This is a genomic window from Vibrio rarus, from assembly GCF_024347075.1.
In the GTDB taxonomy this organism is placed as follows: Bacteria; Pseudomonadota; Gammaproteobacteria; order Enterobacterales; family Vibrionaceae; genus Vibrio; species Vibrio rarus.
On sequence record NZ_AP024900.1, the window covers coordinates 700864 to 718022 of the forward strand.

Sequence of the window (17159 nt, forward strand, 5' to 3'; positions counted from 1 at the left end):
TGAGTTAACCAAGACGTTTTTGGTGTCGTTCTCGGTTCTCTAGTTTTTTTTCAGCGTTTTTCTTTAGCATTACGTATACAGCACCGCTGCCACCATGGAAGGTTTGGGCGGAATGAACGCAAAGCACCTCATTAATTTGTTGTAGCCAAAAAGCGATATAGCTTTTCATTAACGCCGGTGGATTAGAGTTGTGCCCTTTGCCATGTACGATAATGATGGTTCTCGCTTCCAGTCGTAAGCATTGCTTAAGAAAGTGTACAACCTCTTCCCTTGCTTGAGTCAAAGTTCGACGATGCAGATCGAGCTTGGCTTGAATGGGGTACTTGCCCAGTCTGAGCTTCCGATACACTCCATCTTGTACACCGCTGCGTTTAAACTCAATAATGTCGTCTGGTTTTAACATAGGCGCATTATCTAAGGTTAAATATTCAGGTAACTCTTCTTCAATACTTACTGCGGCCTGTTGTCTCAATAAGTGATTCTCATCGACGGTATGAGACTTCTTATGAACGGCTGTGTCTTGAGGGAGAGGTTTCACGTCTCCCATCATTTCCTGAAAGGAAAAATTGTTATCAAATTCTTCAGACATAGAAATCAAGAAATAGTTTGCGATAGAGAGATTATAAATGGAATACAGCGTACGTCACTTAAAAAAGAAAAACCGAGACAATTGAGGTTGTCTCGGTGCAGCAATATACTGCGAACTGATCTAGTGAGGAGATGTACCACTCATTATCGAGTGACGTTTACAATGATAAATTGTGAATAAATAGTGAGTATGATCTGGATCAATTGTTACTCTCCTGTGGTGCTGTGTTTATTAATTGTGTTTCACAAGTCTCATTTTTGGCAATTAGAATAAAAAACATCCACCCAGACAAGAATGTGGTTTTTTTCTTAAATTAGCTATTGCACAGCGCGAAAATATCCGTAATATACGCGGTCTCGGAAGGGAATAACCTTCTTAGAGATTTCGGTGAATAGCGCAGCTTGGTAGCGCATCTGGTTTGGGACCAGAGGGTCGGGGGTTCGAATCCCTCTTCACCGACCACCTTTAGAAGCCTCGCACTTGTTGCGAGGCTTCGTCGTTTCTGCCCATTAAAAATCCCCTTTTCCTCTATTAACTCTTCTGCAAGTTCATACCAGTCACAATAAACCAAGTATCCGCCAAGTGAGTTATCAAGTGTTTTTGGTGCACAATTTATGACCATTGACAGCGGTGTCTGACATGGTGATTTATTTATACTAACCGTACTAAATAACGGGTCATTCTAGTTGGTTAAAATACTCGATAATTGCGTTAGAACTTTTGATTGTAGAATAACGACTTATCTAAAAATTCAGCCTTGTTTTCGAGCATTTTTCCTGCGCTATTTCTGAACACTTACTTAGTGTGATTAGTATTATTTTTGACCAGATAGTTGCCTTTAAGCAAAAACTTGTCTAAAAATTAAGCACTGCGAGTAACGGAGAGCTTGTGATGTTAGGTAAATTGAGCACCTGGTGTGGCACGGCTTTGTTGTGTGTAGGTCAACATGCGTTTGCAGAGGAGATCAGCGATGTCACTCTTACTGTCAGTGATGTTATAGACAAGCCTGGTGTACTCTCTCCTAAAGGAACATGGTCATTAGAAGGATCTCTTAGCTTTACTCAAAATTCATCTAACCGGGTATCTGTTGTCGGTTACACGGTTTTACCCACCTTAATCATTGGACGAATCGAAGTCAGCGATGCCGATTATGTCACTACAACTCTCGGGCTTACTGCGCGACTTGGTTTAACCAATGCAACTGAATTTGAATTACGTCTACCTTATGTGTATCGAAATGACCAAGTGGTCGTCAGACCGATACAAGACGGCTCTCCAGACGTGATTAATCGTTCAACCAGTGGAGGCGCTATAGGGGATCTTGAAGTTGGCTTACGTCATCAATTTAACTTTGATAGCACACCCTATTGGATTGGGGGATTGAGAGTTAAAACTCGAACCGGACGCTCTCCTTATGATATCGAAATAGATGAAACAACGAATACCTTAAAAGAAGTGTCCACAGGTTCTGGATTTTGGAGTGTCGAACCCAGCTTAACCATGTTGTACCCTTCAGATCCTGCTGTGCTCTATGCTAACTTTGGTTATATTTTTAATATTCAAGACACGGTTGAAGTGGCTGGTGATAAACAAAAAATTGAGTTAGGAGACACTATCTCAATTGGTGGAGGAATGGGATTTGCGGTGAATCCTGATCTATCGTTTTCACTAGGGGTCACTCATAGAACGATATTAAAAAGTAAAGTAAATGGTCAAGAATCCGATGATGCCAAATTATTGCATTTAGATTCTTTGACTATGGGGGTGAACTTTAGAATGAACCCGCGTTCATCTTTGAACATCAGTGCTCAGGCCGGTTTAACCGAAGACACACCTGATTTTCAGCTCTCCTTACGAGTGCCTTACTATTTTTAACCGTTGGTAGTGTTATACCATATATGGACCCTCTCTTATTGCAAGAGACAACTATGATAATTTCTGATACTCAATTGCTCCCATATATTCGGCTTTGGGTATCAGGTTCACCCGCCATGATGGATATCCGAACCTAGTTATCATATCAATCGGTACGGCTTCAAAGAGCCTTTGGTATAAACTGATTTGAACTAGGTGGTTATGAGCCTTCAATCATCATATTGTTTCTTTAGCAATTTGCTGAAAAGGTTCCTCTGTTTTTTGTGATCTGCTCCAGAAGTTTTGGACACTGAGTTAAGTGAGTATAATCACTAACGAGGTGAACAATGACAACTAAAAAAACACGAATCAAACATGCTCCTGAATTCAAAGCCGAAGCGCTTAAATTAGCAGATAAAGTCGGTGTCGCTGCTGCCGCACGACAACTATCGTTACATGAATCTCAAATCTATGGATGGCGTAAAGCCGTCAAAAAAGACGCGAAAATCAGCGATAGAGAAAGAGAACTCGCCACTGAAAATGCCAAACTCAAACGATTACTGGCTGAGCAAGCTGAAGAGCTAGATATTGTAAAAAAGGCCGCCACCTACTTCGCGAAAAATCTAAAGTAGATTGTTATGAGTTTATGCTCGAACACCTTATGCAGTATAGAGTTGTCCGTATGGCTAAGGTGTTTGGGGTTTCTCGAAGTGGGTTTTATTATTGGATTGATAATCGCCATAAAGTCACTCAACGCAACGAGCACCGAAAGCAGCTTGATAGCAAAGTTAGAGAAGTCTTTGATGATAAAAAAGAACGCGATGGTGCAAGGCGTATTCAAAAAGAACTTGAGGCAAATGGTAATAAGCACGATGTAAAAACCATTGCCGCGAGCATGAAACGTCAGAGCTTAATCGCGAAGGCCGCCCGTAAGTTCAAATGTACAACAGACAGTAAGCATAGGCTTCCTATTGCCTCGAACTTGCTTGAGCAAGACTTTAATGCGACAGCACCAAACCAAAAATGGGCTGGAGATATTACCTATCTAGCGACAAGCGAAGGTTGGATGTATTTAGCGGTTGTTATCGACTTGTACTCACGGCAAGTAGTTGGTTGGTCAATGGGCACCAGAATGACCGCGAATCTGGTCTGTGATGCGCTATCAATGGCATTGTTCCGTAGAGGCATGCCCGAAGGGGTGATTATCCATAGTGATAGAGGTAGTCAATATTATTCAAAAGACTACAGAGACTTAATCTCAGCCCATAATTTAAAACAAAGTATGAGGGTAATCCTCCCATTAATAATTGCATTCAATCGTAGAATCTATGCTGCAACTTGTAGTGGTGGGTACCCTCCATTAGCTAAATGTGGACGCTGGTGATTGTAGAACCATAGCCACTGAGTTGCTTGATCTTGAACCTCTTCTAAGCTGTCGAACAGGTACTTACTCACCAAGCTGAACCTTACGGTTCGATTAAATCTTTCGATATACGCATTTTGTTGTGGGTTCCCTGGCTGAATATAGTCTATTCGGATGCCATGCTTGTCTGCCCACTTTGTAAATAAGTGGCTAATAAATTCGGGACCATTATCACAACGTATCGCTATCGGTTTCTGACGTTGTTCAATTAGGTTATCTAAGATCCTTGTGACGCGCTCTGCTGGCATCGAAAAATCAGGCTCTGCGGCTAAACCCTCACGTTTGTAGTCATCTATCACATTGAATAAGCGATATTTCCGCCCATCCGATAGTTGGTCATGCATAAAATCGACCGACCACACTTGGTTCGCTTTGATGGGTTCCTTGAGTGGCTCAGGTGCATGACGATTTAGGCGACGCTTAGGCTTGATACGTAAATTCAATGACAACTCACAGTAGATCCGATAAACCCGCTTGTGGTTCCATTTATACCCTTCCAAATGGCGAAGATGATGGAAGCACATGCCAAATCCCCAGTCGGATCTTTCCTCGCTGTTGCACAGCTCTAGGAGCAAGTTAGCAATGTGCTCATTCTCTGATTGCAACTTAGGCTCATAGCGATAGCACGTCTCACTAATTTTAAACCAGCGACAGGCATTTCTAATACTGACATGTTGATTCGCCACTGAATTCTGAGCCATCAAACGACGCTCACAGGGCTTCACCACTTTTTTGCCATAGCTTCTGAGATAACTTCAGCTTTGAGGCGTTCCTCTGCATACATTTTTTTGAGCCGTCGATTCTCTTCTTCAAGCTCTTTCATTCGAGTCATAAGAGATGCATCCATACCACCGTATTTAGATCGCCACTTGTAGAATGTGGCGGTGCTCATGCCATGTTCTCGACAAAGCTCTTGAATAGGGGCTCCAGCCTCTGCTTGCTTTAAGATCGCTAAGATCTGACTGTCCGTGTAACGTGATTTTTTCATAGTGAATCTCCTGTATAAATCATACGAGAAAATTCTACTTTTTCATGCTGTTATTTTTCGGGGGGATTACCGGTATGTAAGCCCAGTTAACTTTGAAAAACAATATGTCGCTTAATGCGGTGTCCAGTCTGACTGGAGCAGATCATTCATTGTGCCTCCTTAGAAAAAGACACTATCGCAAAGCTTGGGGGCTATTGGTATGTGTGGTTCGTTAAGCGTTTACAGAAAAAAAAGGTAGCGTTCAAAGTTCTGTGTCATTTCAGTAGAATATCCAAAACAGGAGTGACACATGACCCAACCATTTGATTTTGACCAAGCGCTTAAAGCACTTCAAGCAGGAAAAAGCCTTACGGGTAAAGACAGTGTACTTGGCCCACTTATCAAGCAACTTACTGAAGCTGCTCTGACTGCTGAGTTAGAGCTGCATCTTGAGAACGATCCCATCTCTAACCGCAAGAATGGTAAAACATCAAAAACAATCAAACATCCTTCAGGTAGCTTTGAACTCGATGCTCCAAGAGATAGAAACGGCACTTTTGAACCACAGCTCATTAAAAAGGGGCAAACAACATTAACTGATGAGATAGACCGTAAAATTCTCTCCATGTTTAGCATGGGCATGAGCTACCGAGATATCAATAAACACGTTGAGGATATGTACGGCATTAACGTCTCAAGTGGCACAATAAATAGTGTTACAGATAAGCTTATTCCTGAGCTTAAAGCTTGGCAGCAACGCCCCTTAGACAGCCATTATCCAATAGTTTGGCTTGATGCTATTCACTATAAAGTCAAAGAGGATGGCCGTTATATCAGCAAGGCCCCGATTTCAGATAATAACTGCGACATTCATGGAAAGGCATAGAAGAGGAAGCCAACTGCCGAAAGTGGTACGCTCTTCTCGCCAAAGAAACAAGCAGAACTACTATGAATTATCAGCAGTTGACCGAGGGAAGAAGATATCAAATTTCTGCCCTTTTGGAACGGGGAATTTCAATATCTGAAATTGCTAAGACAGTTAAATGCCATCGCTCAACCGTTTATCGAGAGCTGAAGCGATGTAGCAAGAAAGAACAATATCGGCCAGACAAAGCACATCATCAATCAATAGAAAAACGACGGCAAGCCCGTAAGTATCAAGTACCTCAATCGCGTATAGATTTTATAGAGGTTCTGTTGTCTATCGATTGGAGTCCAGAGCAAATATCTAATGTCTTAACCCGCGCAGGGGCTAAAGTGAGCCATGAGTGGATTTACCGATTCGTCGCTCGTAATAAGCGACAAGGTGGAAAGCTATTTAAGCACTTGCGCCAAGGCCATAAGCGGTATCGACGGGGCAAGACAGAGAAAGCACCTGCAATCAAAAACGCAGTTTCAATAGATGAAAGGCCTGACATTGTTGATAGTCGTGAACGCTTTGGTGACTGGGAAATTGATACGGTCTTAGGCAAGCATGGAACGGGGGCAATTGTCACTCTCTTAGAGCGTCAAACGCGTTTTTATCTGACACAGAAAGTGCCCTCTAAGTCAGCAAAAGACGTGACTAACGCAACCATAGCAATGCTGAAGCCTTATAAAGAGTTCGTTCATACTATTACCGCAGATAATGGTCGTGAGTTTGCAGGTCATGAAGAAATAGCACGGGCATTAGAAACCGACGTGTACTTCGCACACCCTTACAGCTCTTGTGAACGAGGAGCGAATGAAAATGCTAACGGCCTGTTGAGACAGTACGTAAAGAAAGGAACAGATCTAAGAACGGTTAGTGATGATGATATTGAAAGGGCGCAACAACGAATTAATTATCGTCCAAAAAAGTGTTTAGGGTTCAAGCAACCTGCTGTCATTTTTAGAGAAATGATGGAGGCTACTTGAATATTAAGAATGTCGCACTTCGGAGTTGAATTCGGGGCTGTTTACACGATTTTAGCGTTGAACATGCAAGGTAAGAAAGAAATATTAGGGCTTCATTTATCAGAAAATGAAGGGGCTAACTATTGGTTATCTGTGCTGACCGACCTGCATAATCGTGGTGTTAAGGATATCTTAATTGCTTGTGTCGATGGGTTAACAGGTTTCCCTGAGGCGATAGCGACTATCTTCCCAGAAACAGAAACCCAGCTGTGCGTAATCCACCAAATCCGTAATTCCATGAAGTATGTCGCCTCAAAAAAATCAGAAAGCCTTTATGGCGGATTTGAAGCCTGTTTATCGAGCGGTAAGTAAAGAAGCAGCTGAGCTTGCACTTGATGAACTAGAAGCCAAGTGGGGGGACATATACCCACTGGTCATCAACTCATGGCGCAGAAAGTGGAATAATCTCTCGCATTACTTTAAATATCCAGAGCATATACGCAAGGTGATTTACACGACTAATGCGGTTGAGGCCGTCCACCGTCAATTTAGAAAGCTGACTAAAACAAAGGGCGCGTTCCCTAACGAAAATAGCTTGTTGAAGCTACTTTATGCTGGCATATTGAATGCGTCTGAGAAATGGACAATGCCAATCCATAATTGGAGCCTTTGTTTATCCCAGTTAGCCATTTATTTTGAAGGGCGTTTAGACAGCGTGCTAGAAATTTAAAAATTAGCCTGACACAGAATATTGAACGCCCTCATAAAAAACGCTTACCATTTCCCGCCTAGTGAATTATTCACCATTAGTTAAAACCAATCAGTTTTTAGTGATTCTTCGTACTTGTGAACAACCTGTTTACCTTCTTCTTCAGTAACTACTAGTTCTTTACGTAGAATCTTCACGTTAGAGTTAATAGATGACAATTTAATGCAAATATAGATAGCGCTGATAATTATAAATAAATTAAAGATAAATCCGAATATAAACATAATATTTTTCCTCTCTATAAATGGGGCATATGCCCCGTTAAATTAACCGTTTAGTTTAGCTAGAATCTTTGCTTTCAAATCGCTCAAGCTCTTAGCGTCTTTTTCACGTTGTGCTCTATACCCAATTAACTTGAAGATGCAGGTTTAAGAACTTGGAAGTTATCATTTATCCTAGACGTCAAAGAGCCTGTGATCTCTGGAAGAGTCACCATAAATCTTGCCCTTTCCGTATCCAACCATACGATATTTTGGTCGCTTGAGTAGGATGAACCGCATCGATAAATAAAATCGACTCGTCCTTGCTATAGCTTGCTTTGAGCACTTCATAAACCTCAAGAAACGCTTCCTGTTTTGCTTCATCAAACTTATGTGGAACGCCTTTCGGTTGCTTGTAGCTGAAACCATTGTGATGAAGCCACGTGTTCATACCCGAAACTGTGTAATCAAGACCAAACGCCTCTTTAACGTAGGCGATAATTTGATGAGTGTGAGAATAGGTTTTCTCAGTTAAATGCTCGATAAGGTGTTTCGTCTGGGTAGCAGAAAGTTTGCTTTGGCTGCCCCCATTTTCAGGCTTTAGCTTTTCTGAAATCACATAATCGCTGAGATGGCAATCTACAGTGGATTCATGGATACGAAGAGCTTGAGAAATCATAGTTTTACTCCAACCTTCAGAAGTAAATAATACCGCTTTTATACGGTCACGCACTCGACCATTACGAGTAGAATCGTGCATTTATTCGAGTTGTATTTTCTGTTGAGGAGTCAGCGTAATTTTCATAGTACGTAGTGTTATCCTGATTCTAATGAAAATCAAGCATTTTCAATGATCACGGGTATAGCTCGAATATTAAGATCCAGTCTCCAATCAAGAAGAGATTTGAAATGGCGAAATGACGTACAAATAAAGAATGGCAAGTACTTAACGACTAATCTGAATCAAGTTCATTGTGGAGATTAGCATTATGTAAACTTAATGACGTCAACCTCTCTACTTTTCAGTCTAAGCGCCAGAAACTTGACAGAACTGGCGTGTCTCAAGGCTTTGTAGGGCAATCTTATAAAACCGTAGCTTGTTTTACTTGACCACTACAATCAATGCAAGAAGGGTTGTCCACCGATTGAATGCGTATGTAGTGCTTGGAATAGTTTTTGTGAAGATAAACGTAGAGTCAAATCTCTCTGTTTTAGAGATTGGACTCAACTGATAAATTACTTAATGGAGTTGATATTAAATAATAATTCTATCTTTCGAGACTGTAACAGATTCTGTGTCAATGACATTTCTTGTCAGAGCATGTATCGGCAATCAGGATAGGCTGAACTTGGGTTTGAACTTCTGGCTCATTGAGTTTCTTAGACCAGTAATAAAAGGTTTGATAGTTAATATTGTTGTCAAAACAAAACTGTTTGACGCTCACGCCTCTATATTTTCTGTTGCTCTAAAACATTGGTCCAGTGTTCACGCTTAACTTGCGGTTTCATAGTACCTCCTTAGAAAAAGACACTATCACAAAGCTAAGGGGTTATTGGTATGTGTGGTTCGTTAAGCGTTTACGGTATTCTAGCCCATGGCCTGAGTCATTTATGTTTATACCATTAATCGTAGTAAACCTCTGATCAGCCTATCAGATTAAAACACTTGATAACCGCGTTGAAATTTTTGATTGTATAATGGCTATTTATTAAAAATACTCGCCTTGTTATCAAGTGCTTTACCTGTGTTACTTCTGACAATGATCTTGCGGTGATGGGGATGTTCACTACGACTCACAGATTGACATCAGTAATGGTGATTAAGTAGAGCGCCTTTTAAGCGAAGATCGTCTCGGATCTGCTTATTTACGCTCTCTACTCGCGCATCAATATCGACCACAGTATTAATACCAATAACACTGTCATCTAAGGTGTTTTGAATGACACTAATGATATTTGACGGTGCTGTGACGGGCGGTGTTGGTGTTTGCTCTGTAGATAGGCTTTCAGGGGAAGTAATGACCCCTTCTTCAATGATATTACCGTCACCGACTTGAACCACAGTGACAAGGTTAGACTCGTGATTATTAGAAGGGGTTTTGACGGCAAGGTTGCCATTTTGGAAAACCAAATTGGCAATGGTGGTTTGATAAATGTTTTTACCATTAATGGCTGCGCTGATGCTGATCCCAATATCAACAATGTAATCATTTGCCAGTTGAAAGCCACCCCTCAATGTAGACAAGGTGTTGTTATCTGCCACTTTAAATTCAGATAATTCAACCTCATCGGCATACACATTGCTCGTTGGTATGCTCAATAAGGCGACGACTAACAGAGTGGTGAGTTTATGGGTCATTGCTAGTACTCCTAGTAGTCGGCTGGGGTTGGTAATGTAATACTAAAGATGCCAAGGGAGTCTCTCGATACTCCCGTCTCTAGAGGTGAAGCTTGGTAAAGAGAATACTGTTCATCTCGAATAAACCCAGCTTTGCCAATTTCAGCTTCATTGCGCACAAGAAGTGTCAGTCCTTGATAGTACTGCTTAAACTCTGCAATGGGCATAATCATGGTGCCTCGCGATGGATCGCCTAATATAACGTTGTCATTATTAAGCCCTTTGATGACGACAAAGTGCATGTACCCGTCAAAATTAACCAGAGTAATTCCTGGCACTCCAACAGTACGCATTTTTTCCAGGCTAATATGGAAGCCATCCGCTTTTAAGCCAATAGTTTCAAGGTACAACTTCATATCTAGTAGGGAAAAACCACGCTGGCTGATGATCTCTTTGTCGCCATTTTCATACATAACATCAAATATTTGTCGCTCTTTAGATGGACGCTGATAATGGTAATGCAACAAAGAGGCCAGTGCTGCAGAGCCGCAACTGAAGTCATACTGTTGACGGTACACATCCCCAAAAACCACTTCCTTGTAACTTTTTACAGGTACAGAGTAATTGGCTCTATGGGGTAAAAATTCGATAGCAAAAGTTGATGCTGACCATGTCAGCATCAACCATGCTATGAGACTCCTAATTAAAGTCATATTGCTATTCGATACTCAGGTTGACCACGGTTGAGTTCTGGATCAGAACGTTATTCCCTGTATTTTGAATAACGCTCGAAATCCCAGAGCTATCCGACAACGCGCCTGATGATAAAATATTATTACCATTGACTGTGTTGATTGCTGTGTTCCCTGCGCTTATGCCATCGATATCCGAAGCTAAACTGGTGAAATCTAACTCGATTGATTGCTTACCTCGAGATTGTTCCATCACAGTGTCAGCTGCGGTCATATCAGAGAGCAAAAGTTCTTCAGCGTGCACAGAAAAGGTCAACATCAAACTGATAGTACACAGTGTCAAACGCATCATTATCTCCTAGCTACTTTGCTTACTCGGTCAACACACTGGCGTTAGTTGTCACGTTTTGTTGAACCAGAGAGTTAGCTCCTGCATTTTGTGTCACAGTAGTAATACCGGCTGCACCACCAAAACCACCAAGGTTATTGGTGTTATTCATGCCGGCACCACCACCTTGCATGCGACCATGACCACTACCAGGGTTGACACTATTACTTGCTACCGCACCTACTTGAGCTGAGCTGGCAATAACGACATCGGCATCAATAGTGATGTTATTTTGTGTACTATTGTCGTTGTAGCTGTCTGTGTAGCTTGAGCTTGAGTCAGTTCGGGTATTAAAGCTGTCTTTTGCATCATTTTTGACAATACTGCTGTTATCTGAATTATCGTCAACACTGTTGTCCGAGTTATCGTCCACACTATTGTCTGAGTTATCATCTACTCGGTTGTCAGAGTCATCTCGTACAATACTGCTGTTGTCCGAGTTATCGTCCACGCTATTGTCTGAGTTATCATCTACTCGGTTGTCAGAGTCATCTCGTACAATACTGCTGTTGTCCGAGTTATCGTCCACACTATTATCTGAGCTATCTCTCGCGCTATTATCAGAGCTATCATTGAAGCTGTCTTTGGCGTGATTACTGGCATCATTTTTCACAAGACTGCTATTGTCCGAGTTATCATCAACGCTATTATCAGAGTCATCATGTGTACTGTTATTTGAGCTATCATTGAAGCTGTCTTTAGCGTGATTACTCGCGTCATTTTTTACCATGCTGCTGTTATCGGAATTATCATCAACGCTATTGTCAGAGTCATCATGCGTACTGTTGTTCGAGCTATCGTTGTAGCTGCCTTTTGTATTCGCACTGTCTTCCCATTGTTTATTGCCATTACCGGTATCAACATAATTGTCATCGACTTCAACACTATCTGATGCATTAGGTGAACCGTGGCCATGTTTACCACCGTTAGCGTAGGCATTACCGCCAAGCAAAATTGCAGCTAATGCGATTGCGATTCCTGTTTTGTTAAGTGTCATAATATGTACCCCATTTCCTTGCTTCTTCAGTTGAGGATTGTTGCAAAATACACCGTTACTCCCACTGCATTTTGAGAGCCTCAGAATTATAGGTAAGAAGGTTGATACTGTTAGCGGGCAAAACCCAACAAGAGAGGGGGAGTTGGTGATTTGCAAATTAAATGCATTGCTAATCAATGAGTTAATGAATGGATCGCAAAGGTTGTTTTGAGTATGAGTTGGATTGTTAAATAAGTATGAGCAAGTATTAGGCGTTAGATTAGACAAGGTAGTGTCATAAATATCGTAACTAAGCCATAAGCGGATCTAGGAAGAAAATTAATTTTACAAAACAAGGTATTAGCCTCTAGAAAGGAGTACCAGTGAAGAAAATCAAGGCTCTACACCGCGATTTATTCATTCTTTTTAGCGGTGTAATTCATCATATTGTCAGCTTTTGAGCCTTTCTCTATCTGCACTGTTAGACTATATTTGCTGTACAATTAATAACCAGTTAGAGGTGGTGGCGTAAAGCACTCAATTTGTGCATCGCTACATAAATGTCACAAATGAGCACTAGGAATCTATTGATCCTTGCAGAAAAAAATCTCCAAACCAGTTTGTTAGAGAGGCAACTCGCAACAGGCCTGCACTTTGATGTGCAAGTACTCCTTCCAGAAGAAGCCATATCGCAAAGTCATTGCCTGATTGTTGATCTTGTTTTAATTGATTATAACTACTTGTGTGACATGGAAAAGCAGCACTTACTTCCCGATTTTGACATGCTCAATTGGCCTATTATGGTTCACAATGTGCCAATTGATGCTGTAAAAGAAAACTTGCTACGTTGGACGTTACTCAAAGGAGTGCTGTTAAAAAGTGCACTGGTAAAGCATATCAACGAAAGCATTGAGTGTATTTTTAATGGTGGGTTATGGTTGCCACGTCCTTATATGGAGAAGTTAGTGTGCAATGTTAGATGCACAGACTCCTCCTCTGAACGTCAAAATTTAGGGTTAACCTCTAGAGAGAAGCAAATTCTAGAGTTACTGTCATATGGAATATCTAATCAACAAATTGCAAGTCGTCTGTTTTTGTCGGAAAGCACAGTAAAAAGCCATATTTATAAGCTATATAAAAAGCTTAACGTGCACTCTCGCCATGATGCGGTGAGATATGCTCGGATGAATGACTACTCTTTAACCAAGTGAAAGTCCATATCGGCAGTAGCAAGCAGATAAAAAAATGAGCATCATCGCTTAGATCACAATTTTCATTGAAAACCCGATTCATAACGAAAACACCTCTGCTGTTTTGCTGTCTGTTTGGCATCTCGGTCTAGTATTAGAGATAAGAACTATTGATTGAGCTTGAAAGGATACAAGGTTAATGAACAAACATATTTTCACTACTTCTTTGATACTCGCGCTGTCATCGGTGGCCAATGCTGCTGAGTCTGACAACATTACCTTTTCCCACTTTTATGGTGGGGTGAAGTTGGGTTCAGCTAACTATGGCGATCTGGGTTCCGCAGTAACCAGTGTGACAGGTGTGGATGATTCCCCTTTTTCTTGGGGGGCATTTTTTGGTATTCAAGCGCTACCATGGTTGGCGTTTGAGTTAGGTTATCATGACTTAGGTAAAGCAGATTTAACTGATGTATCAGGTAGTTATGATGCTAAAACTCTTGATTTAACCGCGAAGGGCTCTTATGAATTTGTAGATCGCCTCTCTGTATTTGGCAAAATAGGCTTTCAAGCTTATGAATGGAATGCAAATGGCGAAGGAGTGGCTGAAGATGATAAGGGCTGGACGCCTCACTTAGGGGTTGGTGTTGAGTATCAATTGCATAAAAACTGGTCAGGGGCTTTAGAATACACTTGGTACAATGATATTGGTGGTCCAGACATTAATTATTACGGTATTTCAGCGACTTATCATTGGTTCTAACCTGCAGATAATTGAGAGTGGGGGAAGGTAACGAATAACGTATACTAAAGAGGCAGTGTCGTTCCTTTTCCTGCGCAATAAACACTGCCTCGTTTTATCCTAAGCTATATTCCGTTAATCGTACTAAATAACGGGTCATTCTAGCTTGTTAAAATACTCGATAACTACGTTAGAATTTTTGATTGTAGAATAACCACTTATCGAAAAATCCTCCCTTGTTTTCGAGCATTTTTCCTGCGCTATTTCTGAACACTTACTTAGTGTGATTGGCCTTATTGCTCTAATAGCCATTTCAAAATATGTATCTTCTCTTCTTTAGAGGATTTTTCGTACCAGTAAGACATCATCTCTGTTGGCTTTGCATCGCCCACTAGTTGTGTGGTTATCTCTGTACGATTTTGAAATGCCCATGCGCTAAATGCTTGCTGCTGCTGTGGCGTTGCCTCTGCATACCAGTATTGCACCATTTCTTCTGCTTTAGATGTGGTGACTGGAGTTGCTGGTGGAGTCGTTGTTGTCACTGTTGGCGCTTTATTTGCGTTCGCTATTGCCGTTTTATGTATGGTATCTATATAGCCTGCAGGGACGGTAAAATCGGTGGTCATTGTTGCGTTGCTGGATGTTAAGGTAAACGCTAACCCTTCCTTAGATGCTAAATCGATATTTTCTGGAGTCATCGGGAAGGTAAAATATTGAGTTGCTGTGCAGTGTTCATTACAACTGGAAGTGGAAGGCTGTGTTTTCTTTAATGGTAGCTGTTGTCCGTTATAGTTGACGGTTTTGTATTCATCATAGCTTTGAAAATAGCTGACATTCATTGCTATATAAGAGGACAACTTAGAACTGTCATTTAGTGGGTAGTTATCTACAAAAGTGAGTGAGGATTTTAGAATACTTGGTCCTTTAATCGCTTTAAACTCAGGCTTGTATTCGTTACCTGTCACTTGAATGTGATTCAATTGGGTATCTACGCTGGCAATGGAATGACTAAAGTCACTAGATGAATCTAGTGCTGTACACGCACTTAGAACCAAAGGGGTTAATGCGCCAATCCAAGCCTTATTTTTATACAGCATCATAAACTCTCTTGTTTAAATTTAAGTTATTCCACAAAGGATATTGTCTATCAAACTTTGACTCACCAGTCGGGGGTATCTATCGACAGTTAGGGCCTTAGTTGTGAGCATGTTCATTTAAAATAGTGATTAGAACAAAAAACGCTGACTTTAGTCAGCGTTTTGATTCTATGTCAGTTGCTGATCCTTAATACAGGGTTAGCGCTGATAAATGAGACTTAGAAACCGTATTCAAGACCAAAGCGCGTTACGATATCCGTGTCTTTTTCATCTGTGAAGTTAGAGCGGGCAGCAACACGTACATAGGGTACGAATCCGTTAATTACGCCCATCACCTGTACAGAGGCAATACTGTTAGAGTCGTCTTGTGTTACGCCACCCTTCTCGGAGTCAAAGTTTTCAGCGTAACCTGCTTTGATACCTAGTGGACCATTCCACCACTGACCGATGACAGATATAGAGTCCTGAGTATGTTTATCTATACTATTGTCTATTTGGTCATATTTGTAAGCAGCGGCAATGCCAAAACCTGCAGGAAGACCCGCTTCAAAGCCCACAATGTAAGCTAGGGTGTCATCATCAGGAGCCGTTGCCTGTGCACGAGTCCCGCCTTCAACTGCGGCCATTAATGTGACTGTGCTGAAGTTGTATTTTGTATTCGCACTGTAGAAGTAGGTATCACGAGTTGCGTTACCGCCGCCATTAGCATCGTCATCACGACCAACTGACGCGGCAAATGTGAAACCGCCATAGTTAGCAGAGTCAAAACGTACTTGGTTTGATTGACGATCATAATTAGCGTTAATGCCGCCCCAGTCAAACGTTGCACCAAGACCTGGGTTAGAGAACGGCCAGTCAACAATTTCGTATAAAGGAGTTAAAACACGACCAACACGCAAGTTACCCCAGTCACCTGAAGCGCCAAGGTAAGTATCACGGAAACCAAGCACACCACCTGAAACGCCGCCATGAGACCAATCTGTACTATCAACATAGCCAGATTCGATCTGCATAGAGATCAAGAAATTATCAAACATGTCTTTAGAAGCACGGAAACCTATGCGTGATTCATTTTCAACCACAAAACCTGTGCTGGCATCACGGTTGTCAGAGACGTTGTAGTTAACTACAGATATTGCTGCCACACCGTACACTTGAACACTAAAGTCGGAAATAATACCGACTTGTCCTGTCTCTGTTGCTGCCGATACGGAAGCGGTAGCGAAAACACTTGTTAGTGCAATAGCGATGGCGGTTTTATTGCATACCTTCTTCATTTTTAACTCCTTGTATGGATACTTTAGGTCGCTTCTCAGTCACTCTATTTATGTAGGGGGGGAGACTGTAGACGCGTTGAACGATGTTTATTTGTAAACTTTCAGACCTTTCTTGTTACGTTTTGTTTATCACTTTGTGTTGATGGAGTTATCTTTGTCTCTGTTGCAGAAAACTGCAATTTAAACTTAATTTTTATCTCGAATTATGAGAGCGGGAGCACTCTTTTAATCTAAATGTGCTGTAGATCACTATTTAATATTGAACTTTTCTATTTTTGAAATTTTTAGATTAAATACGCTTTAACTTATTGATTTGTATTATTTTTATATTGGTGTATAAAAATATATAAATGAAGATTGAAAGGGGGTAAGTGTGCTTTGATAGGGTGTCAATGAGTTTAGTACTAAATAAATCATAATAGGGATGAGGTTATTAGGTGCTTATTTTCTTGTGTGAAATAAACCGGTTGAGCCTTTTATTTATCACTATTATGGTGTTTGTTTTTATTTAAGGTGCTGATATTAAATATTTTTTTCTTATTTTAATGGAGGTGTTCACTGTTGTTCTATGTTGTTTAGTGTGGTTTAAACTAACAATGTGACAAAAACATACGCCTATTGTTTATCTATTGAGTCAAACTGAATAACTAATAGGATTATTTGCCAATAAACGCCACTGAAAACAAGCTTTGATGGGCTTAAATTATGCGTCACTATAACAAAATCACTACATGTTACTGAGTGATGAGTAAATGAAATGTGATTAATCAAGATGTGGTTATGTA

At 41.0% G+C, this 17159-nt stretch carries 13 protein-coding genes, 1 tRNA gene and 4 pseudogenes; 8 read left to right on the plus strand and 10 right to left on the minus strand.

The features are described from left to right. Positions 1–4: 4 nt before the first annotated feature. Positions 5–589 carry a DNA endonuclease SmrA gene (gene smrA / locus OCU56_RS03355; RefSeq protein ID WP_261874149.1) on the minus strand — a complete coding sequence of 195 codons (585 nt, stop codon included), beginning with the start codon at positions 587–589 and terminating at the stop codon, positions 5–7. Positions 590–974: 385 nt separating this feature from the next. Here smrA and OCU56_RS03360 point away from each other — a divergent pair. From OCU56_RS03360 to OCU56_RS03370, 3 genes and pseudogenes are all read left to right on the plus strand, one after another. After that, positions 975–1051: transfer RNA gene (locus OCU56_RS03360), tRNA-Pro, on the plus strand. Between the two features lie 429 nt (positions 1052–1480). Continuing rightward, positions 1481–2464 (plus strand): DUF3187 family protein, encoded by a 984-nt coding sequence (locus tag OCU56_RS03365; protein WP_261874763.1) that lies wholly within the window; start codon positions 1481–1483, stop codon positions 2462–2464. Positions 2465–2790: 326 nt separating this feature from the next. Further along, positions 2791–3728, plus strand: a pseudogene (locus tag OCU56_RS03370) (IS3 family transposase); the annotation flags it as partial. 41 nt (positions 3729–3769) lie between these two features. On the opposite strand, the gene OCU56_RS03375 reads toward OCU56_RS03370, so the two are convergent. Then, positions 3770–4854, minus strand: a protein-coding gene (locus tag OCU56_RS03375) for an IS3 family transposase (RefSeq protein WP_261872484.1) whose coding sequence is annotated in 2 segments (ribosomal slippage) — positions 3770–4602 and positions 4602–4854 — 1086 coding nt in all. Because the reading frame shifts where the segments join, the coding sequence is not laid out codon by codon here. A 289-nt stretch (positions 4855–5143) separates the two neighbouring features. Here OCU56_RS03375 and OCU56_RS03380 point away from each other — a divergent pair. From OCU56_RS03380 to OCU56_RS03390, 3 genes and pseudogenes are all read left to right on the plus strand, one after another. Further along, positions 5144–5713 (plus strand): annotated as a pseudogene (locus OCU56_RS03380) (transposase); the annotation flags it as partial. Positions 5714–5781: 68 nt separating this feature from the next. Continuing rightward, positions 5782–6729, plus strand: a complete 948-nt coding sequence (locus OCU56_RS03385) for an IS30 family transposase (protein WP_261874150.1) — start codon at positions 5782–5784, stop codon at positions 6727–6729. Positions 6730–6765: 36 nt separating this feature from the next. After that, positions 6766–7438: pseudogene (locus OCU56_RS03390) on the plus strand (IS256 family transposase); the annotation flags it as partial. A 477-nt stretch (positions 7439–7915) separates the two neighbouring features. Here OCU56_RS03390 and OCU56_RS03395 read toward each other — a convergent pair. The 6 genes and pseudogenes from OCU56_RS03395 to OCU56_RS03415 all read right to left on the minus strand — a co-directional run. Continuing rightward, positions 7916–8437 (minus strand): annotated as a pseudogene (locus tag OCU56_RS03395) (IS630 family transposase); the annotation flags it as partial. 538 nt (positions 8438–8975) lie between these two features. Then, the gene (gene tnpA, locus OCU56_RS17500; protein ID WP_390904851.1) at positions 8976–9122 is read right to left on the minus strand and encodes an IS66 family insertion sequence element accessory protein TnpA; all 147 of its coding nucleotides are present in this window, start codon (positions 9120–9122) and stop codon (positions 8976–8978) included. A 362-nt stretch (positions 9123–9484) separates the two neighbouring features. Then, entirely contained in the window at positions 9485–10036 is a 552-nt protein-coding gene (locus tag OCU56_RS03400; RefSeq protein WP_261874151.1) for a hypothetical protein, read from the minus strand. Between the two features lie 11 nt (positions 10037–10047). Then, a complete protein-coding gene (locus tag OCU56_RS03405; protein WP_390904852.1) occupies positions 10048–10695 on the minus strand; it encodes a C39 family peptidase in 648 nt (215 codons plus the stop codon). Between the two features lie 37 nt (positions 10696–10732). Then, positions 10733–11056 (minus strand): carbon storage regulator, encoded by a 324-nt coding sequence (locus tag OCU56_RS03410; RefSeq protein WP_261874764.1) that lies wholly within the window; start codon positions 11054–11056, stop codon positions 10733–10735. 22 nt (positions 11057–11078) lie between these two features. Continuing rightward, complete coding sequence (locus OCU56_RS03415; RefSeq protein ID WP_261874153.1) at positions 11079–12092, minus strand: hypothetical protein; 1014 nt, start codon at positions 12090–12092, stop codon at positions 11079–11081. Between the two features lie 548 nt (positions 12093–12640). Between OCU56_RS03415 and OCU56_RS03420 the strand changes: the two genes are divergently transcribed. Further along, positions 12641–13282: a helix-turn-helix transcriptional regulator gene (locus tag OCU56_RS03420; protein ID WP_261874154.1), complete on the plus strand. Its 642-nt coding sequence runs from the start codon at positions 12641–12643 to the stop codon at positions 13280–13282. A gap of 178 nt (positions 13283–13460) precedes the next feature. Beyond that, positions 13461–14021: an outer membrane beta-barrel protein gene (locus OCU56_RS03425; RefSeq protein WP_261874155.1), complete on the plus strand. Its 561-nt coding sequence runs from the start codon at positions 13461–13463 to the stop codon at positions 14019–14021. Between the two features lie 272 nt (positions 14022–14293). On the opposite strand, the gene OCU56_RS03430 is transcribed toward OCU56_RS03425, so the two are convergent. Beyond that, positions 14294–15100 carry a DUF2057 family protein gene (locus OCU56_RS03430; RefSeq protein WP_261874156.1) on the minus strand — a complete coding sequence of 269 codons (807 nt, stop codon included), beginning with the start codon at positions 15098–15100 and terminating at the stop codon, positions 14294–14296. Positions 15101–15315: 215 nt separating this feature from the next. Then, positions 15316–16374, minus strand: coding sequence for a porin (locus OCU56_RS03435; RefSeq protein ID WP_261874157.1), 1059 nt, complete (start codon positions 16372–16374; stop codon positions 15316–15318). Positions 16375–17159: the final 785 nt, after the last annotated feature.

Excerpts from the sequence above, each read along its gene's own strand:
- OCU56_RS03435 (WP_261874157.1), bottom strand. The coding sequence starts at position 16,374 with ATGAAGAAGGTATGCAATAAAACCGCCATCGCTATTGCACTAACAAGT.
- OCU56_RS03425 (WP_261874155.1), top strand. The coding sequence starts at position 13,461 with ATGAACAAACATATTTTCACTACTTCTTTGATACTCGCGCTGTCATCG.
- OCU56_RS03365 (WP_261874763.1), top strand. The coding sequence starts at position 1,481 with ATGTTAGGTAAATTGAGCACCTGGTGTGGCACGGCTTTGTTGTGTGTA.
- OCU56_RS03420 (WP_261874154.1), top strand. The coding sequence starts at position 12,641 with ATGAGCACTAGGAATCTATTGATCCTTGCAGAAAAAAATCTCCAAACC.
- OCU56_RS03415 (WP_261874153.1), bottom strand. The coding sequence starts at position 12,092 with ATGACACTTAACAAAACAGGAATCGCAATCGCATTAGCTGCAATTTTG.
- smrA (WP_261874149.1), bottom strand. The coding sequence starts at position 589 with ATGTCTGAAGAATTTGATAACAATTTTTCCTTTCAGGAAATGATGGGA.
- OCU56_RS03400 (WP_261874151.1), bottom strand. The coding sequence starts at position 10,036 with ATGACCCATAAACTCACCACTCTGTTAGTCGTCGCCTTATTGAGCATA.
- OCU56_RS03405 (WP_390904852.1), bottom strand. The coding sequence starts at position 10,695 with ATGCTGACATGGTCAGCATCAACTTTTGCTATCGAATTTTTACCCCAT.
- OCU56_RS03410 (WP_261874764.1), bottom strand. The coding sequence starts at position 11,056 with ATGCGTTTGACACTGTGTACTATCAGTTTGATGTTGACCTTTTCTGTG.
- OCU56_RS03385 (WP_261874150.1), top strand. The coding sequence starts at position 5,782 with ATGAATTATCAGCAGTTGACCGAGGGAAGAAGATATCAAATTTCTGCC.
- OCU56_RS03430 (WP_261874156.1), bottom strand. The coding sequence starts at position 15,100 with ATGATGCTGTATAAAAATAAGGCTTGGATTGGCGCATTAACCCCTTTG.